Below are 22,799 nucleotides of genomic sequence, written 5' to 3'. Positions count from 1 at the left end.
CGAATTGCAAAAGGCTATATGCCGGGTTCAGAGGATAAAATGGCCCGTATCTATCAGACCCGCGCTTGGCATGATCAGCTCTCCCCGTCGATCGACGAGTTGGAGTTGCTGGCGCTTGAAGCTTATGCCCACCTGCCCAGCGAATTCCGCACCCTTACCGGCGAAATTGTCATCCAGATGGCCGAATTCCCGACCGACGAGATCATGGACGATCTGTCGCTCGAGACCCCGTTCGACCTTCTGGGCTTGTTCGAGGGCCGTGGCATCGCCGAGCGCTGGAACCCGCAGACTGGCGAAGGTCCCAACCGCGTCACGCTCTACCGCCGCGCCATTCTCGACTATTGGGCGGAAAACGAAGAGACGTTGGGCGATATCATAACCCATGTCCTGATCCACGAAATCGGCCATCACTTCGGCCTCAGCGACGACGACATGGAGCGCATCGAGGAAGCCGCCGACCAGGCTGCCGACCAGAGGTAATCGCCAAGCCGCGACGAAGCGATGGCCGACACCTTGCAAGCCCAATACGACGCCCTCAGGTCCAGGCTGTAACAAGCGGGAAGCTGCCCGGAACCATCCGTTCCGATCAATTGGAACAAGGTCCGCCTTTCGCGATCAGATTCTAGAAGTCGCTGAGCTTAAGGCCTGGCTCGTAGTCGACGCCGTCGATATCCTTCACCACGGCCTGGCCGCAGCGCATCGTCTTGGTTTCGGCATCGAACGCATAGGTCGGCGAACCGAACAGGTGCCAGCCCTTGTTCACCGCTGCACTGACCTTGTGGCAGAAGCTGGCATCGTCCGGGCCGGTCAGGAAACGATAGAGTTTCATAGCTTCATCCTGCAGCGTTCGCCGTTCGATGCATCATTTTCCGATCGAAGCTGCCTTCGCAAGCAAATTTTCGGCCTGCTGGAGATGCAGGCGTTCGATCATCCTGCCGCCGAGTGCGATCACGCCCTTGCCTACATTTTCAGCCACTGCGAAGGCGGCGACGATTTCGCGGGCTTCGTCAAGTGCTTCCGAAGACGGCGAAAAGGCCACGTTTGCCGGCTCGATCTGATTGGGGTGGATGAGCGTCTTGCCGTCGAAACCCATCGCGGCTGCCACTGCGCACTCTGCGGCGAAGGCCTCCGCATCTCGGAAATCGTTGCTGACGCCGTCGAGTATGTCGAGGCCGCCGGCGCGCGCCGCCAGCACCATCTGCATCAGCCACGGCATGAGATAACGCCGGTCAGGCGTCGCGAGAATGCGAGTTTCCTTGACCAGGTCGTTGGTTCCGGCAACCAGGCAGGCGAGCCGCGAAGCCGGATCGCGCCCGAGTTCGGCGATGGCGCCGATGTTGAGAAGCGCCCGCGGCGTCTCCACCATTGCCCAGAGCCGCAGCGTGTCGGCAGCGTCGTTGTCGTCAAGCACATCGCCGGCTTCAAGAATGTCGCGCGGCGTCTCCACCTTGGGCAAGAGGATGCCGTCTGGCGCGCAGGCAAGTGCGGCTTGAAGGTCGTCGGCGCCCCATTCGCCGGAAAGCGGATTGACGCGGATGACAAGTTCCCGCGGGCCGGCAGCCCGTTCCGCGAAAAGACCAGGCAGGCTCTCGCGCGCGGAAATCTTGTCTTGTGGTGCGACCGCATCTTCGAGATCGATGATGGCGGCGTCGCAGGCAAGCGTCGGAAGTTTCGCCAGCGCCTTACCGTTTGAAGCCGGGACATAAAGCACGGAGCGGCGCAATCTCATCTTGTCTGGCATCATGGGGTCTTCTTGCCTTGCCAGCGCCAGCCGTGCAAGTGGTTGCCTCCGCCGCCGGGCTTTCTGCGAACCGGACGCGGCCGGGCCACTCTCATGTTAAAGCGGGGGCGGCGTCATCCCCCAACCTTCCGGATTAGCCGAGAACAGGCGGTCCCGGTTTCAGATCGAAATTCTTGGCTTCTCATACTTTAAATCACGATTGTTTTCCACTCTACATGTGAAGAGATTAACAGAACAAGTCCTTTATAAGATGATATGATCGTATGTTATTGATCAGGACAACAAAACTGAGATAGGTATTTTATCTATCATCCAGACTTGTTTGCATAGGTAGCCGGAGGCAAACTTGAGCGAGTCTGAGCAACGCCGAGTCTGGAAAGCTTACGACAGCAACGAAGACCTGATGACCGAAATCTCCTTCGGTCCAGCAATAATTCGTGTCGCACGGCCGACTGTTGCGGCCTGGAGTGCGCTCGAAGCAATTATGAACGCGCATAATTATATTATTCGATCTGAACATACACATGGGTATTTCCCCAGGAACATAGCCGAAACGACGACGCGGAGCCTCCACGCATTCGGTATCGCCATAGACGTCAACGCCGACACAAATCCTGTCAGGAAAACGCCTAACCATCGAAAGGTGTGGTTTTCGAAAAAGGCGACCCAAATAGAGCGCGCGCATGACGTTTCGATAAACGCCGCCGATACCGACATGCCGATCGAAATGATCGAGGATGTCCTCGCCGTTCGCACGCTCGGCAAGAACCGACTGTTCGGCTGGGGCGGGGACTGGGTGAAAAAAAAAGATGCGATGCATTTCCATATCGATGTGTCGCCCCAGGAACTGGCCCGCGGCATCGATACATCGACTGTCAGGGGCTTCGACGAGACCCTGATTGCGGAATTCGAAGAAGAAAGTGGATCCATTGCCCCGGAGACCGACCCGCTGTCGGTCTTCGATGTCAACGACGATTTGTGGGAGACCGATTCGATGGTCGACATGAGCCAGGTTGCGCGCTTCCGTCCGTTTCTAGATTTCATCGCCGGTCATGAAGGAACCGCCCATCGTCCCGGGCGCGGATATGACACATCGCTCGGCTATGGGCGGTTTTCAGGCGGCGAGAAGACCTTGACCCTGATGTCGCTGGATCAGATCGACGCGCTGCAAACCGCAATGCTCGACCATCCGGCCAACAACTTCAACTCATCCGCGCTGGGTCGTTATCAGATCGTGCGGAAGACCTTGCGAGGCCTGAGGAAAGAGCTCGGACTGTCGGGAAGCGAGCTTTATTCGGCCCAGTTGCAGGACCGTCTGGCCGTGGCGCTGATCAAGCGCAGGGGCCGGGACATCACTGGTCTTCGCAATGAATGGGCCAGTCTTGTGTCCGTCAGCGCGGGTGCAATCCTTGGGGCTTACGATGCTCGTGGCACATTTTCTGATGACGTTCCCATTCCAGGTCCGGTCTTCGAGCAGCCGACCGACATCAACAAACTCTTCGAGATGCTTATGCAAAAACTCAGCGGTTCGTCCATGCCGCAGCAGATCCCAGAACCCGTGCTCAAGCCGGGAGATCGGGGACCAGCCGTCAGTGCGCTGCAGGAGGCGCTGAGCCGGCGCAACTATCAGGTCGGTACGATCGACGGGGTCTATGGTTCGCTGACCGCCGGGGCGGTGTCGGCATTCCAGCTCGACTACAAGGTCGCCACCGACACTATCGGCTCGGTCGATGCCGCGACCTGGGCGGCGTTGCGCGACGCGCCGGGGCGTCCGCTCGCCGAAGGTCGCTTGACCGCTACAGCCGACGATCTGCGAAAGAAAGGTTCGCAGATCATAGCGAACGCTGACCGGTCCAATCTGGTCGCGAAGATTACGTCCCTGCTTGGGGCGTTGGGCCTGGGTAATTTTGCCTTGAACGAATATATGGGAACCGGCGCCCAGCAGCCGCCTCCGCGACCATCGCCCACGGCCACCACTATCACCGCGCCGGTCGACCAGCAGATTGCCCATGCGATGAGCCCGTTCGCGTCGAGCGAATACCGGTCTTTTTTCGGCCTCAACACCGCTCAGACCAACAGTGCCGTAGTCAAGATCAACGACCTGGACAGGCTGTATCTGCGATCCAATCCGGCTCAACAGGCATCGGCACCGGTTCAAACCATGGAAAGCACGGAGGTGCCTGCCACGAACCCGTTGACGGGCCTGCTCTCGGGGGCAGCCAATCTCCTGCTGCCTGGTGCGGGCAGTTCGCTCGCCATACTGGCCCTTGGCGTCGCCTCGCATTTGTTCGGAACGCGGATCATCAATCGCCGGGTCGAAGACCAGCGCAACGGATCCAACATCGGCCGGTTGTTCAGCGGCAACTAACCCGGCGCGTCCCCGACTCACGCCATCGGCGGCTCCGATCGCTGGATCGCGGGTTATGAACCCTATGCTGCGAAGCCAGGAGAATCGATCGAGGCCAAGGTTACGGATCGCCAGTCTTTGCCATCGTTCACCATGAAAATCTCATACAATTCCCTTCATGCATACTTTAAAATCATTTCGTTGCGTAAGAATAACCTGAAAATATATTTGAATTGACATGGAAATTGTCTGGGATGATATTTTACGACGCGAATATTGTGCCGAATAGCGGCAGATTGTGAGGGACTGTCCGATGGTCGGTGCGTTTCGCGAAAAGGCCTCCATGGGACAGGCCAACGGTCCGGACGTAGACCTCATCGTCAACGGCACCGAACTCTACGCCTCTTACGAAACCCCTGACGGATTCCCGGCCATCTACGATGAGGCGCTTGGGCTGTTTTGCTATGCGCTGGTGGTCGAGGGCAGGTTTGTCTCGACGGGCGTGTCTGTCGCGTCGCCGCCTCCGCCGGGTGTGGAACGGCACGCCGCCGAGTCCGACGAAGTCAGGACCCGAAAGATCCGGGATCGCACGCAGCAGATGGAGCAACGGTCGCACGCCGCGCCAAAGGAGGAGTGAGGAAATGAGCGCGATATTTGGTGAAGTCCTGACGTTTGGGCAGGCAAAAGGACCCGACATCGCCCTTCGGGTGTTCGGCGACGAGCACTATGCGCGCTATGAGAACCTGGATGGATACTCCACGGTCTACGACGACGAGTTGGGCCTCTTTTGTTACGCCCGGCTCTCCGCGGGAAGCTTCCGTTCTACCGGAATAGCGCTCTCGAAGCGGGCGCCGGACTACCTGGCCCGCCATTTGCAGGAATCGCAGGACACCGTGGTCGCGCGTGCAAAAGCGCGCATGATGCGCCGTTCCGCCATGGCCGGCGGCCACCGGGAAGAGGCCAGGGCGCTCACGTTCGGGCCCCATCAGGGTTTGCTCGAAGGGCGGATACTTTCGGTAGGCGCCGTCAAGGGCTTGACGATCCTGGTCAACTTCAAGGACCTGGCGAGCACCGTCACGCGCGCCGATGTCGACGACATGCTGAACGGCGCCAATTTTACGCGCAACGGCAACATAAGCTCCGCCAAGAAGTATTTCGAGCGCGTATCCAGCGGAAAGCTCGACTACGCCAACGTCGTCGTCGGTCCTTTCACCTTGAGCAGGAACCGGGAATTCTACGTCAACAACCTGTTGGTGGAGGAGGCGCTGCAACTTGCCGTGGCGTCCGGGCTGAACCTCAAGCAATTCGATTCCCGCAACGAGAACGTCGTCGACGCCTTGAACGTGATGTATGCGGGCCAGACTCAGTATCGCGGCGAATTATGGCCGCACAACTTCCACATCGACCTGCGTTTCGGCACGATGCGCACCGACCTCTATCTGCTGACCAGCCTCGGCCGCACGCCGGCCGATCTCAGCATCGGCACTTTCTGCCACGAGAACGGGCATCTTCTGTGCCGTTTTCCCGACATGTACGACTATGGCGAACGCGATGGCGACAGCGTTAAGAGTTCCGGCATCGGTAGTTATTGCCTGATGGGGTCGGGAAACCACAACGACAACGGACGCAGCCCATCACCGGTATGCGCTTATCTGCGCGACCTCGCCGGCTGGTGCGACAACGAGATCGACCTGAGTACCGCCGCCCCCCAGGAAGCGAGCCAGGGCGACTACAACACGGTGATGAAGTACCGCACGTCCAAGCCCAACGAATATTTTCTGGTCGAGAACCGATCGAGGATGGAACTCGACCGTGGCCTGCCGGCGAGCGGGCTCGCCGTCTATCACTGCGATACCCTTGGCTCGAACGAATTCCAGCAAGGAACCGCCGCGAAACATTATCAATGCGCTTTGTTGCAGGCCGACGGTCGCCAGGACCTCGAACGCGACGCCAACCAGGGTGACGGCGACGATCTCTATTCGGCGGTCGCCGGCATCGCGCTCTCCGCCACGTCCTCACCGAATTCGCGGGAATGGGACGGCCGCGATTCCGGACTGATCATCTCCGACATTTCGGCGCCGGGCCAGATCATCAAATTCAAGGTCGGAACGGCGCAACCCGATGTGGTCGTTGCAGGCGACGCAAACCCGATGGTGTCCATCCCCGACAATCGAACGGCCGGCATTTCCAGCGCGATTGCGATTGCCAAATCCGGGACGGTTGCCCAGATCAAGGTCTCCGTCGATATCCAGCACACTTTTATCGGCGACCTTCGGGTGGCCCTGACATCACCGGCCGGCCGCAGCACGGTCCTGCATCCCCAGCTTGGTGGATCCACCGACAATCTGGTGGCGACCTATGATTCCGCGACGCCCGGCGGTGTCTTGAGCAGCATGGTTGGCCAGCCGATCAAAGGCAACTGGACACTGAACGTCTCCGACCGCGTCAGAGCCGATGTCGGCAAGCTGCGGAAATGGAGCATCGAGATGCGGTCGACACCAGCGCCGATCGTATAGTTCCGCTCGGTCGAGGCACGTCGACACACGCCCATGGCAGGCCGGGGTTCGGGGTGGCGCATGCTGCCATTGACGCAATGCCGTCGAATCACTATCTGCGCGGCCTGGGCGGGAAGCCCCTGCCGTCCGCGGCCGCAAGGCTCTGGTAAAGCTTCCTCTTGAAAAGTTCGTTTCCCCTGTCGATGCGACGGCCGAAACGGCAAAGCGGGCCCCGTTCGAAACAAGCCGTTCGCATAACGCGAAGGAGCGAACCACGATGACCAGAGAATTGTCATCCGACTACAAGAATCATGCCCGCAAGCTGCGCGACGCACTGGCTGCCGATGGCATAACCGTGTCCCATACCAAGGCACTGGAACTCGTCGCCAGGCAGAACGGCGCGCGCGACTGGAACACGCTTGCCGCGCGTCCGGCGACGGAGGGAACCTCCGTCCCCTTTGCTGTTGGTGAAAAGGTGTCCGGCACTTTCAACGGCGCCCCGGCGCACGGCCGCGTCATCGGCCTGGAAGAAACGATCAAGCCCGATCTGTGGCGCGTGACCGTTGCTTTCAATCCGCCGGTGAACGCCTCCACCTCGCAGCATTTCGCCGCCGAGCGGCGGCGCGTGCAGATGGTGGTGGGAGCCGACGGACGCTCGCGGCGGCTGACCGGCACCGAAACCGGCGTGATGACGCTTCACAGGGCCTGACGTTTCAAAGGGCGGCTAAAAAGCCGCCCTTTGCTTTGCAGCCATCCTTGTGTAAAGCGTAGGCCGAATTTTCGGAAAATCGACGGGCAGAAAAGCCATGGAAAAGTTCACCAAACTCACCGGCGTCGCGGCGCCCTTGCCGATCGTCAATGTCGACACCGACATGATCATTCCCAAGGATTATCTCAAGACCATCAAACGAACCGGTCTCGGCACCGGCCTTTTCGCAGAGATGCGCTACAACGACGACGGCTCGGAAAACCCCGACTTCGTGCTCAACAAGCCGGCCTACCGCAACGCGCAGATCCTCGTTGCCGGCGACAATTTCGGCTGCGGTTCGAGCCGCGAGCATGCGCCTTGGGCGTTGCTCGATTTCGGCATCCGCTGCGTGATTTCCACCTCGTTCGCCGACATCTTCTACAACAACTGCTTCAAGAACGGCATCTTGCCGATCACCGTCAGCCAGGAAAACCTAGACAAGCTGATGGACGATGCCGAGCGCGGCGCCAACGCCACTGTCTCAGTCGATCTCGAAGTTATGGAAATCCGCGGTCCCGATGGCGGCATGATCAAGTTCGAGCTCGACGACTTCAAGCGGCATTGCCTGCTGAACGGGCTCGACGACATCGGCCTGACGCTCGAGAAGGCCCCGGCGATCGCCAGCTTCGAGAAGCGCAACGCCGAAAGCCGGCCCTGGGCATAGGTCCAGCTTCGATTCCACTCAGTCGACCAGCTGTTCCACAGCAAGACGGAGGACCGGATGAGGCTCTTTTCGCGACTGGCCGCCGGAGCGCTGATTTCCTTCGGTCTGGGTGGCTTTGCCGTTGCGCAGGACGAAAAGCAGGCGCCGATCCCTTTCGAGGGCGGCACGCTGACGATCACCGAGAACGCGGACCAGGAAAAGATCGTCGCCTTTGACGGCAAGGAACTGGCGCGCAATTACGTCGCCTATTTCGACAAGATTGTCGACCTCGCCGGCGTCAAGGTCGCACTCTTCGATGTCGGCGACGGCGGCAATGCCTGCGGCCTGGCGGCGGTTCTGGTCTGGAAGCCGAAGGACGGCGATATCCAGAGCATCTCCATCGGCGCCGACGATTGCGGAGCGCCTCCGGCGGCGGTCACGGAAAACAGCATCTTCTTCGTGCCTTACCCCTTGCCTGGCGAGACCCTGCCGGTGAAGGTGTGGGCGCCAGACACCGGCTTGCAGGTGCACGGCGACCTCACCTACGCGCCGCAGCCCGGCACCGATTGGGCCGACCTCGATCCCCAGCAGTTCGTCGACGGCATTATCGGAGCCTTCAGGAACGAAGCGGTCTACAAGGCCGCCCAGAAATTGCTCGGCAGCGACATGACCAACTTTGCGACAAGCCTCATGGTCAATGGCGGCACCGAGAAGATGCCGTCCGGCGTCTTCTCCGCCAGCGGCTGCATTCCGCATGCCTGCGGCACCTATGACGGGTTCATGGCGGTCGATCCAAAGGCAAAGAAGCTCTACTTCGCCCAGCAGAGCGATCAGCCCGAACCAAAGGCATGGCCGGCGCTCGGTGAATGGCCGGCCGAAATCCGTGACACGATGAACAGCGCGCTCACGGCGAAGCAGTAGCCAACGAAGGCACACCCGATGCGCAAACTGATCTCCACCGGTTCCCCGTTCGAAAAGACCGCCGGCTATTCGCGCGCGGTGGTCGATGGGGAATGGTGCTTCGTTTCCGGCACCACGGGCTACAACTATGCCACGATGACGATGCCCGACAGCGTCGAAGAACAGACGCGAAACTGCCTTTCGACGATCCGCGCCGCGCTTGAAGAAGGCGGATTCACGATGGCCGACGTGGTGCGGGCGCATTATTACATCACCGACCGGGCCTTTGTGGATGTTGTCTTCCCGATCCTCGGTGAGACCTTCGGCGAGATCCGGCCGGCCGCAACCATGATCGTTTGCCAGCTCAACAAGCCCGAGATGCTGATCGAGATCGAAGTGACCGCCCTGAAGCGTCGTTCCTGACCGCCCCGTCGCCTTTCCGCCTTGCGCAGCCTGCGTTCGCCGGGTAGCAAGGCCGCGGTTCACGGCACTTTCTTGGGAAAAATGTTCATGGCTTCGAAAAAACTGCTCCTCCTCGCCGGCGACGGCATCGGCCCCGAGGCGATGGCGGAGGTCCGAAAACTCATCGCGGTGATGAACGAGAAGTTTTCCGCGGGTTTCGAAACCGAAGAAGGCCTAGTCGGCGGCTCTGCCTATGACGCACATGGCGCGGCGATTTCGGACGCCGACATGGCAAAGGCGATGGCGGCCGACGCGGTGCTGTTCGGCGCCGTCGGCGGGCCGAAATGGGATTCCGTGCCCTACGAGGTTCGCCCCGAAGCCGGCCTGCTTCGTTTGCGCAAGGACATGGAACTGTTCGCCAACCTGCGTCCGGCGATCTGCTACCCAGCGCTCGCCGCCTCCTCGTCGCTCAAGCAGGAAGTGGTCGAAGGCCTCGACATCCTGATCGTGCGCGAACTGACCGGCGGCGTCTATTTCGGCGAACCTAAGGAAATCATCGACCTTGGCAACGGCCAGAAACGCGGCATCGACACCCAGGTCTACGACACGTTCGAGATCGAGCGCATTTCCGGCGTTGCCTTCGAGCTGGCGCGCACGCGGCAAAACCGCGTCACCTCGATGGAAAAGCGCAATGTCATGAAGTCCGGCGTGTTGTGGAACGAGGTCGTGACGCAGACGCACAAGGCCAAGTATTCCGACGTCAAGCTCGACCACATGCTGGCCGATGCCGGCGGCATGCAGCTGGTGCGCTGGCCAAAGCAGTTCGACGTCATCGTCACCGACAATCTGTTCGGCGACATGCTGTCGGATATCGCGGCGATGCTGACCGGTTCGATCGGCATGCTGCCTTCGGCATCGCTCGGCGCTCCGGATGCCAGGACCGGCAGCCGCAAGGCGCTCTACGAGCCGGTGCATGGTTCGGCTCCCGACATTGCCGGCAAAGGCATCGCCAACCCGATCGCCATGATCGCCTCGTTTGCGATGTGCCTGCGGTATTCGTTCGGCATGGTCAGCGAGGCCGACCGCGTCGAGGCCGCGATCGCCGCCGTGCTCGACGATGGCCTGCGCACCAAGGACATCATGTCGGACGGCATGACCGAGGTGGGCACCACCCGGATGGGCGACGCGATCGCCGAAAAATTCCTGGCGCTTTCCGCATAATCCGCGCAGACCTCATGCCCGCACGCCGGCGGGTATCGCGCCCCATTTGTTTTCGTGTTTCTGGCTCGGAATGAGCGAGAACACGAAAATGATGAGGCCGCCGACATAGGGAATCAGGATCAGCAGATAGAACCAGCCCGACAGACCGATGTCGTGGATGCGCCGCACGTTGATGGCGAGGTTCGGAATGAAGGTCGCCAGAAAATACAAGCTGAACAGGCTTAGCGCCGCGTGCGGCGCACCATCGGGCTCGTCCAGATTGCCCGCAGTGAGGTCGACCGCGACCCCTATGCCCACAATGGCCGCCCCGACCAGCAGGTAGATCAGGTAGAAACTCCAATACTCGGCACGGCGGGCACGATCGCGGAAATTGACGTAGTTGCTCGTCATGCCACGCCAGAAATAACCCCATATGCCGGCATTGCCGGCCGACCCGGAAGCGGCGGCGGCGCGGCCGAACTGCTGCGCCATCGGTGCGGAAGCGGCCGACGCGCGGGTTGCCGCCGCCGCGTCGGAGGGCGTGACAGAGGGAACGCCAACCTGGGCGCGGATTGAAAACACACTGCGCGCCTGGCTGCCGGCCGGCTGGAACTCGACAGCCATGCCCTTGCTCATCGGCGCGTCGCGGCGCAGATCCTCGCGCGAAAACGTATAGCGGCTGCCGTCGGCCGCCGTGATAAAGCCGAAGCCTTGGGCCTCGTCGTAATGAAGCACTTCGCCGCGCATGGTCGCCCTCTCCTGGAGCCTATTCCACCGCACGCTCCTTCGCGGCGGAAACGATGTCAATCCGGCTGCCGACAGGGAAACGGCAAGTAGGCTGAGGGATCAAAGGAACCCTATGAAGCGGCCGCACAACAGAACACCGAGCCAAAGAACGAGCGACAGGGCGGCGCTGGCGCGGAGGAGGTTCGGGCTGGACACGCCCTCCTGCAGGCTGACAAAAACCAGGAAATTCAGCGCCGCCAGCACGATCAGGCCCATCTTGGCGAGGAAAACCGGCATCGCCGCGTATTCGGTCGCGCGGATGGAGAACATGGCAAAGCCGGTGAGCAGCGCGCCGCAGAAACCGGTCAATGCGACGCGGCGCAACAGCGCAATGAAAGACTGGCGATCGATCGCCTGGAAGCCGCCCAGCATGCGAAAATCGATCAGCATGACGCTGGTCAGCACCATGCCGATCGACAGGACGTGCAAGGCGTTGACGACCGGATAAATGACGAAGGAAGCCTTGAGCGACCGCGCCAAACCAGACTGTTCGAGCGCCTCGAGGAACTCCATGTGCAGTCCGGGCTTCGGCTAGTTCGAAGGGACGCGGTCGGGATAAACGTCGTAGGTCTTGCCGCCGACGATGATGCGAACCGCTTTCATCCGTTTTTCCGTCTCGTCCTTCGAGCGGTTGCCGATGGCGGTCACCTCGTCGCCCTTCTTCGCCACCGCCTCGGTGAAGCCGGCAGCGATGGTCCTGGAGGGCGGCGCCAGTTCGACACGCCAGATCTCGCCCTCCGCATCGACATCGAGGGTGGCGTGCGGGTTGCCGATATAGATTTCGGCAATCACGCCCTTGAGTTCGAAGAACCCGTCCTCGGTCCATGACCAGCCATGGTGGGCAAAAGCCGGTGCCGACGCCAAGGCGATGAGACCGAGAATTGCTGCGCCGCCGCGCAGTCCGTAACCGTTTGTCCAGCTCATCATGCACTCCTGTCTCTGCATCGAAGCGTAGGACGGCAGCCCCTGCGGTCAAGTCACAAGCTGCTGATCGGCGTCGGCGCGCGATTGACTCTTTGGCGAAACCGCGTAAAAGCCCGTCCTGAAAACGGAGCTTTGCATGCGCGGCCTGTTGATGGCGCTTTTCGCATTCGACTTTCCCGGCCACGTAGCCGGGCGTCGCCGCGCGCCCATCCGTTTCACCAAAACCATGGCCAAAACGACCACCAAAACGGTCTGATCTCCCTTGGCCTAACCACCCTCTCCCGGGTCCGGCCCGGGGGCGAAGCCCGCAACCAGCGGGTTTTCTCCAAACAGCCAAGCGGAGAGGGACAGGAGATTTTCGATGGGTTTCAAGGTTGCAGTCGTCGGCGCCACGGGCAATGTGGGCCGGGAAATGCTCAACATTCTGGAAGAACGCGGTTTCCCGATCGACGAGATCGTGGCGCTGGCCTCGCGCCGCAGCCAGGGCACGGAAGTGTCCTTCGGCGATCGTACGCTGAAGGTTAAGGCGCTCGACACCTATGATTTTTCCGACACCGACATCTGCATCATGTCGGCGGGCGGCAATGTCTCCAAGGAATGGTCGCCGAAGATCGGCAAGCAGGGCTGTGTCGTCATCGATAATTCGAGCGCCTTCCGCTACGACCAGGACGTGCCGCTGATCGTTCCGGAAGTGAACCCCGATGCGATTTCCGGCTTCGCCAGGAAGAACATCATCGCCAACCCGAATTGCTCGACCGCGCAGATGGTCGTGGCGCTGAAGCCGTTGCATGACGCCGCCACCATCAAGCGGGTGGTGGTCGCCACCTACCAGTCGGTGTCGGGCGCCGGCAAAGAAGGCATGGACGAACTGTTCACGCAGACGCGCGCGGTGTTTGTCGCCGACCAGGTGGAGAACAAGAAGTTCACCAAGCGCATCGCCTTCAACGTCATTCCGCATATCGACGTGTTCCTCGACGACGGCTTCACCAAGGAAGAGTGGAAGATGGTCGCCGAGACCAAGAAGATGCTCGATCCCAAGATCAAGCTGACCGCCACCTGCGTGCGGGTGCCGGTGTTTATCGGCCACTCCGAAGCCGTCAACGTCGAGTTCGAGAAGCCGATCACCGCCGACGAGGCGCGCGAGATCCTGCGCGAGGCGCCGGGCTGCCAGGTGATCGACAAGCGCGAGGACGGCGGCTACATCACGCCGGTGGAATCGGCCGGCGAGGACGCCACCTACATCTCGCGCATCCGCGAGGACTCCACCGTCGACAACGGCCTTTCCATGTGGATCGTCTCCGACAATCTGCGCAAGGGCGCGGCCCTGAACGCAGTGCAGATCGCCGAACTGCTGGTCGAGCGCGGATTGATCCAGCCGAAGAAGAAGGCGGCCTGATCCGGGCGGATCGGCGCTCTCCGACAAATTGCCCCTCACCCCAACCCACTCCCCGTTAATGACGGGGAGTGGGGGCGTCGACGTTGCGGCCAGCCTCCTTCGCCCCGCTTGCGGGGAAGTTCTGCACCGTTCTCACTTGGCACAAACCTCACGGCATGGATCCTCGGGTCTGCGCAACGGCCTTCGGCCTGCTCCGCCCGTGGATGACGAGGGGAGGGAGGTCGCCGCCAATCGCAGGCGTTGGTGATTTGCCATGAACGTTGGAGCGTTCGTCATCCTCGGGCTTGACCCGAGGATTCATGCCGTGACGTTCCAACTCCGCTGAGCTTTCCATGAACAGACTTCTCCGTCGCCACGCCCGGAAAAATCCGTCTGGCCATTGAGTGGAAGAAAGGTGGGAAGCGGCGCCTGGGACCGTGCCGTTTCAAATTTATACGAGGCCCGGTCTCCCAGCGCCCCGCCGGTGTTCTTGCCCTACCGCAGGGAGCGCGGGTTCTCAGGCCCACGAACTAGCCTCGGTCAGGCTCGGACCTCGGGGCATCCTCGCCCCAGCAGCGCCACCGTCAGCGCTGCCGATCGTGCACCGTCACCCTCCCTGATACCCGGTGCGCACCAGGTTCCCGTGAGGGCGATGCAGCCATTATGCGGGAGCGGCAAAGGGGTGTGGATAAAAGGCAGACAAAGACTGCTGACAGATGCTGACAATGCGGGGAAACCGGCCTTCTCCCTTGTGGGAGAAGGTGCCTGTGCGCAGCGAAGGCGGATGAGGAGTGTTTCCAGCCTGCTGCGTCGCGCTTCGCCAAGCACCCCTCATCCGACCTCACCCTCGCAAAGCTCGGGGCTCGGCCACCTTCTCCCACAAGGGGGAAGGAGAGGCGCACGTTCTGCACCGTTCCCGCATGCCGTTATGTTCGCGACGGGAGTGACGGACCGGAACGGCGATGCTGAAATCGCGTTCTCTCACAAGGCCCCACGCAAACCAGGCATTCCGTCCGGCACCCCTGGTCCAGCCTCACCATCGCAAGCGCGAGATCGGCCGCCCAAGCGGAAACACAGCCAGCTGATCGCAAAACTTTGACGTTTACGTAAATTCAAAATGCTCTAACCGATTGAAATGGTTCATGCGGAAATTATCGTTTGAATTTTTCTCCGTATCGGCCTAATTGAGCGGCGAAATTCTGGCCGCATCCCTGTTTCATTCTGGCCTAAACATTCTCCTCCGGCAACGTCTTCGCCCGGTCACAGATAAAAGGGAAAACATCCAACATGGCACGCAGCAAGATCGCCCTCATCGGCTCCGGCATGATCGGCGGCACCCTCGCCCACCTGATCGGCCTGAAGGAACTCGGCGACGTCGTGATGTTCGACATCGCCGAAGGCATTCCGCAGGGCAAAGGGCTGGACATCGCCCAGTCCTCGCCGGTCGACGGCTTCGATGCGCGCTATACCGGCGCCAACGATTATGCGGCGATAGAGGGCGCGGATGTCTGCATCGTGACTGCGGGCGTGCCGCGCAAGCCGGGCATGAGCCGCGACGATCTCATCGGCATCAACCTCAAGGTAATGGAGCAGGTCGGCGCCGGCATCAAGAAATACGCACCGAACGCCTTCGTCATCTGCATCACCAATCCGCTCGACGCCATGGTGTGGGCACTGCAGAAATTCTCGGGCCTGCCGAAGAGTCATGTCGTGGGCATGGCCGGCGTGCTCGACTCTGCCCGTTTCCGCTATTTCCTCGCCGAGGAATTCAAGGTGTCGGTCGAGGATGTCAGCGCCATGACGCTTGGCGGCCATGGCGACGACATGGTGCCGCTGGTGCGCTACTCCACCGTTGCCGGCATTCCGCTGCCCGACCTCGTCAAGATGGGCTGGACCTCCAACGAGAAGCTCGAGGCGATCGTCGAGCGCACCCGCAAGGGCGGCGGCGAGATTGTCGGCCTGCTCAAGACCGGCTCGGCCTACTACGCACCGGCCGCATCGGCGGTCGCGATGGCCGAGAGCTACCTCAAGGACAAGAAGCGCGTGCTGCCCTGTGCGGCGCACCTCGCCGGCCAGTACGGCGTCAAGAACATGTATGTCGGCGTGCCGGTGGTGATCGGCGCCGGCGGCGTCGAGCGCGTCATCGAAATCGACTTCAACAAGGCCGAGCAGAAGATGTTCGAGAAGTCGGTCGCGGCGGTGCAGGGCCTGTGCGAGGCCTGCGTCCAGATCGCTCCGAATCTTGCCTCGAAGTAAGGAAAACCGCCGCCATGAACATTCATGAGTACCAGGGCAAGCAGCTGCTGAAGTCCTATGGCCTGCCGGTCGCCGACGGCGTCGCCATCCTCAAGGCAAGCGATGCCGAGGCAGCGGCGAAGAGCCTGCCGGGTCCACTCTATGTGGTGAAAAGCCAGATCCATGCCGGCGGACGCGGCAAGGGCAAGTTCAAGGAACTCGGCCCCGACGCCAAGGGCGGCGTGCGGCTGGCGAAGTCGGTGGCCGACGTCGTCGCCAACGTCAACGAGATGTTCGGCAACACGCTGGTGACCAAGCAGACCGGCCCGGCCGGCAAGCAGGTCAACCGCCTCTACATCGAGGACGGCGCCGACATCGAGCGCGAGCTCTATCTGTCGATCCTGGTCGACCGCACGGTCGGCCGCGTCGCCTTCGTGGTTTCGACCGAGGGCGGCATGGACATCGAGGCGGTCGCCCACGACACGCCGGAAAAGATCATCACCGTTGCGATCGACCCGCAAACCGGCGTGACCGACAAGGACGTGGCGGCGCTCAGCAAGGCGCTGAAGCTCGACGGGGCCGCCGCCGAAGACGCCAGGACGATATTCCCGACGCTCTACAAGGCGTTCGTCGAGAAGGACATGAGCCTGCTCGAGGTCAACCCGCTGATCGTCATGAAGAACGGCCGCATCCGGGTCCTGGACGCCAAGGTGTCGTTCGACGGCAACGCCGAATTCCGCCATCCGGAGCTCGCCGAGCTGCGCGACCTTTCGGAGGAAGACGAAAAGGAGATCGAGGCGTCGAAATACGACCTCGCCTATGTCGCGCTCGACGGCAATATCGGCTGCATGGTCAACGGCGCCGGCCTTGCCATGGCCACCATGGACATCATCAAGCTCTACGGCGCCGAGCCGGCGAACTTCCTCGATGTCGGCGGCGGCGCTTCCAAGGAAAAGGTCACCGCGGCATTCAAGATCATCACAGCCGATCCGGCGGTGAAGGGCATCCTGGTCAACATTTTTGGCGGCATCATGCGCTGCGACGTCATCGCCGAAGGCGTGATCGCGGCGGTCAAGGAAGTCGGGCTGAAGGTGCCGCTGGTGGTGCGCCTCGAAGGCACCAATGTCGAGCTCGGCAAGAAAATCATCAACGAGAGCGGCCTGAACGTGATTTCGGCCGACGATCTCGACGACGCGGCCAAGAAGATCGTCAAGGCGGTAAAGGGCTGAGCCGATGCCCCCGCGCAAGATAAATCTCGTCGAGGCGGCGGACCGCAAGATCGAAAAGGTCTTCGATCCGCATATTGCCGGCGACGTGAACAATTCCCAGGCGAAGGTCGCCAAGTTTGGCGAAGTCTTCGACTGGCATGCGCATGAAAACGAGGACGAGGCCTTTCTCGTCCTGCGCGGGCGTATCGCCATCGATTTTCGCGACGGACCGGTCGAGCTCGGCGAAGGCGATTTCATCGTCGTGCCGCGTGGCGTCGAGCACCGGCCACGGTCGCTGACCCCGGAGCCGGTGGTGCTGATGTTCGAACCGTCGACCACGCTCAACACCGGCAATGCAACAAGCGATCTCACCGTCACCGATTTGAAGCGGCTTTAGGAGCCTCCATGTCCATTCTCGTCGACAAGAACACCAAGGTTCTCGTGCAGGGCCTGACCGGCAAGACCGGCACTTTCCACACCGAGCAGGCGCTGGCCTACCACGGCACCAAGATGGTGGGCGGCATCCATCCGAAAAAGGGCGGCGAGACGTGGGGCTCGGTCGAGAGCGGCGCACAGCTGCCGATCTTCGCCTCGGTCGCAGAAGGCAAGGAAAAGACCGGCGCCAACGCCTCGGTCGTCTATGTGCCGCCGGCAGGTGCCGCCGAAGCCATCCTGGAAGCCATCGAAGCCGAAATCCCGCTGATCGTCTGCATCACGGAAGGCATCCCGGTGATGGACATGGTCAAGGTCAAGGCGCGGCTCGACAAGTCGAAGTCGCGGCTGATCGGGCCGAACTGCCCGGGAGTGCTGACGCCCGACGAATGCAAGATCGGCATCATGCCGGGCAACATCTTCCGCAAGGGTTCGGTGGGCGTTGTTTCGCGCTCGGGAACGCTTACCTATGAGGCGGTGTTCCAGACCACCAATGCAGGGCTCGGCCAGACCACCGCGGTCGGCATCGGCGGTGACCCGGTCAAGGGCACCGAATTCATCGACGTGCTGGAGATGTTCCTGGCCGACGACGAGACCAAGTCGATCATCATGATCGGCGAGATCGGCGGTTCGGCCGAGGAAGACGCAGCACAGTTCCTCAAGGACGAAGCCAAGCGTGGCCGCAAGAAGCCGATGGCCGGCTTCATCGCCGGGCGCACAGCACCCGCCGGCCGCACCATGGGCCATGCGGGCGCGGTAATTTCAGGCGGCAAGGGCGGCGCAGAAGACAAGATTGCGGCGATGGAAGCCGCGGGCATCCGGGTGTCGCCGTCACCGGCGCGCCTCGGCACGACCTTGGTCGAGGCGATCAAGGGATAGTGAATGGTGAACAGTGAATGGTGAATGGAAGTCTGGTCATCCGGAAATCACCATTCATCATTCGCTATTTTACCATTCACCCTGACAAAGGAGACGGAGCGCTTGCTCCGCAGGACAAAAATGGCACGACAAGATCAGGCCAACGACCAGTTTTCCCTCACCTCTTTCCTCTATGGCGGCAATGCCGACTACATCGAGGACCTCTACGCCCGCTACAAGGAGGACGCATCCTCGGTCGCGGCGGAGTGGCAGGATTTCTTCGGCGCGCTGCAGGATGATGCCGGCGACGTGAAGAAAAACGCCGAAGGCGCGTCCTGGACGAAGCCGAACTGGCCGGTGGCCGCCAATGGCGAACTGGTCTCGGCGCTGGATGGCGACTGGGGCACCGTCGAGAAACACATCGAGAAGAGGATCAAGGAGAAGGCGACCAACGGCGCCGCCGCCATATCCGATGCCGATGTGCTGCGCGCGACGCGCGATTCGGTGCGCGCCATCATGATGATCCGCGCCTACCGCATGCGCGGCCACCTGCATGCCGACCTCGATCCGCTGGGGCTCGCCAAGCCGCTCGAGGACTACAAGGAACTGTCTCCGGAAGCCTACGGCTTCACCGAGGCCGACTATGACCGCCGCATCTTCATCGACAAGGTGCTGGGGCTCGAATACGCCACCATCCGCGATATGCTGGAAATCCTCAAGCGGACCTACTGCTCGACGCTCGGCGTCGAGTTCATGCACATCTCCGACCCCAGGGAGAAGGCGTGGATACAGGAACGCATCGAAGGACAGGACAAGCGCGTCGCCTTCACCGCCGAGGGCCAGAAGGCGATCCTGCAGAAGCTGGTCGAGGCCGAAGGTTTCGAGCAGTTCATCGACGTCAAGTACAAGGGCACCAAGCGCTTCGGCCTCGACGGCGGCGAATCGCTGATCCCGGCGCTCGAGCAGATCATCAAGCGCGGCGGCGCCCTGGGCATGAAGGAAATAGTGCTCGGCATGGCCCACCGCGGCCGGCTCAACGTGCTCAGCCAGGTGATGGCCAAGCCGCACCGGGCCATCTTCCACGAGTTCAAGGGCGGTTCATACGCACCCGACGACGTGGAAGGTTCCGGCGACGTGAAATACCATCTCGGCGCTTCGTCGGACCGCGAGTTCGACGGCAACAAGGTGCACTTGTCGCTGACCGCCAATCCCTCCCACCTGGAAATCGTCGACCCCGTGGTGATGGGCAAGGCACGCGCCAAGCAGGACCAGTTCGCCGGCCGAACGCGCGGCGAAATCGTGCCGCTGGAGGAACGCGCCAAGGTGCTGCCGCTGCTGCTTCACGGCGATGCGGCTTTCGCCGGCCAGGGCGTGATCGCCGAAATCCTCGGCCTGTCGGGCCTGCGCGGCCACCGCGTCGCCGGCACGCTGCACTTCATCATCAACAACCAGATCGGCTTCACCACCAATCCGCGTTTCTCGCGCTCTTCGCCCTATCCGTCGGATGTGGCCAAGATGATCGAAGCGCCGATCTTCCACGTCAACGGCGACGATCCGGAAGCGGTTGTCTACGCCGCCAAGGTGGCGACGGAATTCCGCATGACGTTCCACAAGCCGGTGGTCGTCGACATGTTCTGCTACCGCCGCTTCGGCCACAATGAAGGCGACGAGCCGGCATTCACCCAGCCGATCATGTACCGCAAGATCCGCACCCAGCGGTCGACGGCGCAGATCTATGCCGACAAGCTGATCTCGGCCGGCCTGCTGTCGGAAGGCGAATACGAGAAGATGAAGGCCGACTGGCGCGCCCATCTCGAATCGGAATGGGAAGTCGGCCAGCAGTACAAGCCCAACAAAGCCGACTGGCTGGATGGCGCGTGGTCGGGTCTGCGCACCGCCGATAACCAGGACGAACAGCGGCGCGGCAAGACCGCCGTGCCGGTGAAGACGCTGAAGGAAATCGGCAAGAAGCTGACCGAGGTTCCCGCCGATTTCGAGGCCCACAAGACGATCGGCCGCTTCCTCGAGACGCGGCGCAAGATGATCGAATCGGGCGAAGGCATCGACTGGTCGACCGGCGAAGCGCTGGCCTTCGGCTCGATCCTGCTCGACGGCAATCCGATCCGGCTTTCCGGCCAGGATTCCGAGCGCGGCACCTTCTCGCAGCGCCACTCGGTGCTCTACGACCAGCGCGACGAGCGGCGCTATATCCCGCTCAACAACCTGTCGGCCGCGCAGGCCAACTACGAGGTCATCAACTCGATGCTCTCGGAAGAGGCGGTGCTCGGCTTCGAGTACGGCTATTCGCTGGCCGAGCCGAATGCGCTGACCTTGTGGGAAGCCCAGTTCGGCGATTTCGCTAACGGCGCGCAGGTGGTGTTCGACCAGTTCATCTCGTCGGGCGAGCGCAAGTGGCTCAGAATGTCGGGCCTCGTCTGCCTGTTGCCGCATGGTTACGAAGGGCAGGGTCCGGAGCATTCGTCGGCCCGGCTGGAGCGTTTCCTGCAGCTGTGCGCCGAAGACAACATGCAGGTGGTCTACCCGACCACGCCGGCCAACTATTTCCACACGCTACGCCGGCAGCTGAAGCGCGATTTCCGCAAGCCGCTGATCCTGATGACGCCGAAGTCGCTGCTGCGCCACAAGCGGGCGGTCTCGACCATCGCCGAAATCTCGGGCGAGAGCTCGTTCCACCGGCTTTTGTGGGACGATGCGCAGATGCTCAAGGACCAGCCGATCAAGCTGGTGAAGGATTCGAAGATCCGCCGCGTCGTGCTGTGCTCGGGCAAGGTCTATTACGACCTCTACGAGGAGCGCGAAAAGCGCGGCATCAACGACATCTACCTGCTGCGCGTCGAACAGCTTTATCCATTCCCGGCCAAGGCGCTGATCACCGAACTGTCGCGGTTCAGGGGCGCCGAGATGGTGTGGTGCCAGGAGGAGCCCAAGAACATGGGCGCCTGGTCCTTCATCGATCCGTATCTGGAATGGGTGCTCGCCCACATCGATGCCAAGCATCAGCGTGTTCGCTACACGGGCCGGCCGGCGGCCGCCTCGCCGGCAACCGGCCTGATGTCGAAGCACCTCGCCCAGCTGCAGGCATTGCTCGACGACGCGCTCGGCGAATGATCTAACCGTACACAGCAAGAAACGGACAAAAGACCCATGGCTACCGAAATCCGCGTCCCCACCCTCGGCGAATCGGTCTCCGAGGCAACCATCGGCAAGTGGTTCAAGAAGGTCGGCGACGCGATTGCCGCCGACGAGCCGCTGGTGGAACTCGAAACCGACAAGGTGACGGTGGAAGTGCCCGCACCGGCGGCCGGCACACTGTCGGAGATCGCCGCCAAGGAAGGCGAGACCGTCGGCCTCGGTGCGCTGCTTGGCGTCATCGGCGCAGCCGGTGGCGCGGCAGCCGCCGCCAAGCCGGACGCGGTTGCGCAGGCCGCCGGCAATTCCGGCGCCGAAACGGTGAAGGAAGCCGCCGAAAAGACGGCGAAGATCGCCGGCGAATCGCCCATCGAGGAAAGGAAGCCCGCCGGCAAGACCGATATGCCGCCGGCGCCGGCCGCCTCGAAGCTGCTGGAGGAAAGCAACCTTTCGGCCGATCAGGTTGCCGGTTCCGGCAAGCGCGGCCAGGTGCTCAAGGGGGACGTGCTGGAGGCAATCGCCAGGGGCGTTCCCTCGCAGCCGGCGGAAGCGCCGAAAGCCGCGCCGGTTGTCGCGCGCGCGCCTTCGTCCGCCGACGACGCACCGCGCGAAGAGCGCGTGCGCATGACCAAGCTGCGCCAGACCATCGCGCGGCGCCTGAAGGAAGCGCAGTCGACCGCCGCCATGCTGACCACCTTCAACGAGGTGGACATGAAGGCGGTGATGGACCTGCGCAACAAGTACAAGGACGTGTTCGAGAAGAAGCATGGCGTCAAACTCGGCTTCATGGGCTTCTTCACCAAGGCGGTGACGCACGCGCTGAAGGAGATACCGGCCGTCAATGCCGAGATCGACGGCACCGACATCATCTACAAGAACTTCGCCCATATCGGCGTCGCCGTCGGCACCGAGAAGGGCCTCGTCGTGCCTGTGGTGCGCGATGCGGATTCGATGTCGATCGCCGAGATAGAGAAGGAGATCGGTCGGCTGGGGCTGGCGGCGCGTGACGGCAAGCTGACCGTTGCCGACATGCAGGGCGGCACCTTCACCATTTCGAACGGCGGCGTTTACGGTTCGCTGATGTCGACGCCGATCCTCAACGCGCCGCAGTCGGGCATCCTCGGCATGCACAAGATCCAGGAGCGGCCGGTGGTGGTCGGCGGCCAGATCGTCATCCGCCCGATGATGTACCTGGCGCTGAGCTACGACCACCGCATCGTCGACGGCAAGGAGGCGGTGACCTTCCTCGTGCGGGTCAAGGAGAGCCTTGAAGATCCGGAGCGTTTGGTGCTTGATCTCTAAGTGTCTGATCCAAAAGTCGTCATGCCGGGCTGCAAATGGCGATTTCTCCGCTT

General features: G+C 61.8%; 21 protein-coding genes. 16 read left to right on the top strand and 5 right to left on the bottom strand.

Features of this window, described 5'->3' with window-relative positions; translation table 11 throughout:
- Positions 1 to 39: 39 nt before the first annotated feature.
- Positions 40 to 480 carry a metallopeptidase family protein gene (locus tag F3H98_RS09080; RefSeq protein WP_149759820.1) on the top strand — a complete coding sequence of 147 codons (441 nt, stop codon included), beginning with the start codon at positions 40 to 42 and terminating at the stop codon, positions 478 to 480.
- 142 nt (positions 481 to 622) lie between these two features.
- Here the strand turns inward: F3H98_RS09080 and F3H98_RS09075 are convergent, their stop codons facing one another.
- Both F3H98_RS09075 and F3H98_RS09070 read right to left on the bottom strand, forming a co-directional pair.
- On the bottom strand, positions 623 to 829 hold the full coding sequence (locus F3H98_RS09075; RefSeq protein ID WP_149759819.1) for a DUF1737 domain-containing protein: 207 nt from the start codon (positions 827 to 829) through the stop codon (positions 623 to 625).
- Between the two features lie 33 nt (positions 830 to 862).
- The gene (locus F3H98_RS09070) at positions 863 to 1,741 is read right to left on the bottom strand and encodes an HpcH/HpaI aldolase/citrate lyase family protein (RefSeq protein WP_149760034.1); all 879 of its coding nucleotides are present in this window, start codon (positions 1,739 to 1,741) and stop codon (positions 863 to 865) included.
- 346 nt (positions 1,742 to 2,087) lie between these two features.
- Between F3H98_RS09070 and F3H98_RS09065 the strand changes: the two genes are divergently transcribed.
- The 8 genes from F3H98_RS09065 (at position 2,088) to leuB (ending at position 10,497) form a co-directional block, all read left to right on the top strand.
- Positions 2,088 to 4,109, top strand: a complete 2,022-nt coding sequence (locus F3H98_RS09065; protein WP_149759818.1) for a peptidoglycan-binding protein — start codon at positions 2,088 to 2,090, stop codon at positions 4,107 to 4,109.
- 292 nt (positions 4,110 to 4,401) lie between these two features.
- Positions 4,402 to 4,725 carry a hypothetical protein gene (locus tag F3H98_RS09060; protein WP_210249670.1) on the top strand — a complete coding sequence of 108 codons (324 nt, stop codon included), beginning with the start codon at positions 4,402 to 4,404 and terminating at the stop codon, positions 4,723 to 4,725.
- Between the two features lie 4 nt (positions 4,726 to 4,729).
- Complete coding sequence (locus F3H98_RS09055; protein ID WP_149759816.1) at positions 4,730 to 6,604, top strand: M6 family metalloprotease domain-containing protein; 1,875 nt, start codon at positions 4,730 to 4,732, stop codon at positions 6,602 to 6,604.
- A gap of 256 nt (positions 6,605 to 6,860) precedes the next feature.
- Entirely contained in the window at positions 6,861 to 7,292 is a 432-nt protein-coding gene (locus F3H98_RS09050) for a glyoxalase superfamily protein (RefSeq protein WP_149759815.1), read from the top strand.
- A gap of 97 nt (positions 7,293 to 7,389) precedes the next feature.
- Positions 7,390 to 7,995 (top strand): 3-isopropylmalate dehydratase small subunit, encoded by a 606-nt coding sequence (gene leuD, locus F3H98_RS09045; protein WP_149759814.1) that lies wholly within the window; start codon positions 7,390 to 7,392, stop codon positions 7,993 to 7,995.
- Positions 7,996 to 8,052: 57 nt separating this feature from the next.
- Entirely contained in the window at positions 8,053 to 8,895 is an 843-nt protein-coding gene (locus tag F3H98_RS09040) for a hypothetical protein (RefSeq protein WP_149759813.1), read from the top strand.
- A gap of 18 nt (positions 8,896 to 8,913) precedes the next feature.
- Positions 8,914 to 9,297, top strand: a complete 384-nt coding sequence (locus F3H98_RS09035; RefSeq protein ID WP_149759812.1) for a RidA family protein — start codon at positions 8,914 to 8,916, stop codon at positions 9,295 to 9,297.
- A gap of 87 nt (positions 9,298 to 9,384) precedes the next feature.
- Positions 9,385 to 10,497, top strand: a complete 1,113-nt coding sequence (gene leuB / locus F3H98_RS09030; protein WP_149759811.1) for a 3-isopropylmalate dehydrogenase — start codon at positions 9,385 to 9,387, stop codon at positions 10,495 to 10,497.
- A 12-nt stretch (positions 10,498 to 10,509) separates the two neighbouring features.
- Here the strand turns inward: leuB and F3H98_RS09025 are convergent, their stop codons facing one another.
- The 3 genes from F3H98_RS09025 to F3H98_RS09015 all read right to left on the bottom strand — a co-directional run bounded on the left by F3H98_RS09025 (position 10,510) and on the right by F3H98_RS09015 (position 12,186).
- Positions 10,510 to 11,223 carry a DUF805 domain-containing protein gene (locus F3H98_RS09025; RefSeq protein WP_149759810.1) on the bottom strand — a complete coding sequence of 238 codons (714 nt, stop codon included), beginning with the start codon at positions 11,221 to 11,223 and terminating at the stop codon, positions 10,510 to 10,512.
- Between the two features lie 99 nt (positions 11,224 to 11,322).
- The gene (locus F3H98_RS09020; RefSeq protein ID WP_149759809.1) at positions 11,323 to 11,775 is read right to left on the bottom strand and encodes a hypothetical protein; all 453 of its coding nucleotides are present in this window, start codon (positions 11,773 to 11,775) and stop codon (positions 11,323 to 11,325) included.
- An 18-nt stretch (positions 11,776 to 11,793) separates the two neighbouring features.
- Positions 11,794 to 12,186, bottom strand: a complete 393-nt coding sequence (locus tag F3H98_RS09015; protein WP_188130375.1) for a DUF6152 family protein — start codon at positions 12,184 to 12,186, stop codon at positions 11,794 to 11,796.
- 361 nt (positions 12,187 to 12,547) lie between these two features.
- Between F3H98_RS09015 and F3H98_RS09010 the strand changes: the two genes are divergently transcribed.
- The 7 genes from F3H98_RS09010 (at position 12,548) to odhB (ending at position 22,746) form a co-directional block, all read left to right on the top strand.
- Complete coding sequence (locus tag F3H98_RS09010) at positions 12,548 to 13,582, top strand: aspartate-semialdehyde dehydrogenase (RefSeq protein WP_149759807.1); 1,035 nt, start codon at positions 12,548 to 12,550, stop codon at positions 13,580 to 13,582.
- A 1,266-nt stretch (positions 13,583 to 14,848) separates the two neighbouring features.
- Positions 14,849 to 15,817 (top strand): malate dehydrogenase, encoded by a 969-nt coding sequence (gene mdh / locus F3H98_RS09005; protein WP_149759806.1) that lies wholly within the window; start codon positions 14,849 to 14,851, stop codon positions 15,815 to 15,817.
- A 14-nt stretch (positions 15,818 to 15,831) separates the two neighbouring features.
- Positions 15,832 to 17,025 carry an ADP-forming succinate--CoA ligase subunit beta gene (gene sucC / locus F3H98_RS09000; protein ID WP_149759805.1) on the top strand — a complete coding sequence of 398 codons (1,194 nt, stop codon included), beginning with the start codon at positions 15,832 to 15,834 and terminating at the stop codon, positions 17,023 to 17,025.
- Positions 17,026 to 17,029: 4 nt separating this feature from the next.
- Positions 17,030 to 17,401, top strand: coding sequence for a cupin domain-containing protein (locus F3H98_RS08995; protein ID WP_149759804.1), 372 nt, complete (start codon positions 17,030 to 17,032; stop codon positions 17,399 to 17,401).
- An 8-nt stretch (positions 17,402 to 17,409) separates the two neighbouring features.
- Positions 17,410 to 18,315 (top strand): succinate--CoA ligase subunit alpha, encoded by a 906-nt coding sequence (sucD, locus tag F3H98_RS08990; RefSeq protein ID WP_149759803.1) that lies wholly within the window; start codon positions 17,410 to 17,412, stop codon positions 18,313 to 18,315.
- A 120-nt stretch (positions 18,316 to 18,435) separates the two neighbouring features.
- Positions 18,436 to 21,423 (top strand): 2-oxoglutarate dehydrogenase E1 component, encoded by a 2,988-nt coding sequence (locus F3H98_RS08985; protein ID WP_149759802.1) that lies wholly within the window; start codon positions 18,436 to 18,438, stop codon positions 21,421 to 21,423.
- A gap of 36 nt (positions 21,424 to 21,459) precedes the next feature.
- Positions 21,460 to 22,746, top strand: coding sequence for a 2-oxoglutarate dehydrogenase complex dihydrolipoyllysine-residue succinyltransferase (gene odhB / locus F3H98_RS08980; protein WP_149759801.1), 1,287 nt, complete (start codon positions 21,460 to 21,462; stop codon positions 22,744 to 22,746).
- Positions 22,747 to 22,799 lie beyond the last annotated feature (53 nt).

Origin of the sequence: Neomesorhizobium albiziae, assembly GCF_900114255.1 — a bacterium.
GTDB lineage: Bacteria > Pseudomonadota > Alphaproteobacteria > Rhizobiales > Rhizobiaceae > Neomesorhizobium > Neomesorhizobium albiziae.
The sequence above is the reverse complement of the archived record's forward strand: the minus strand, read 5'-3'. Positions and strand labels throughout refer to the sequence as shown.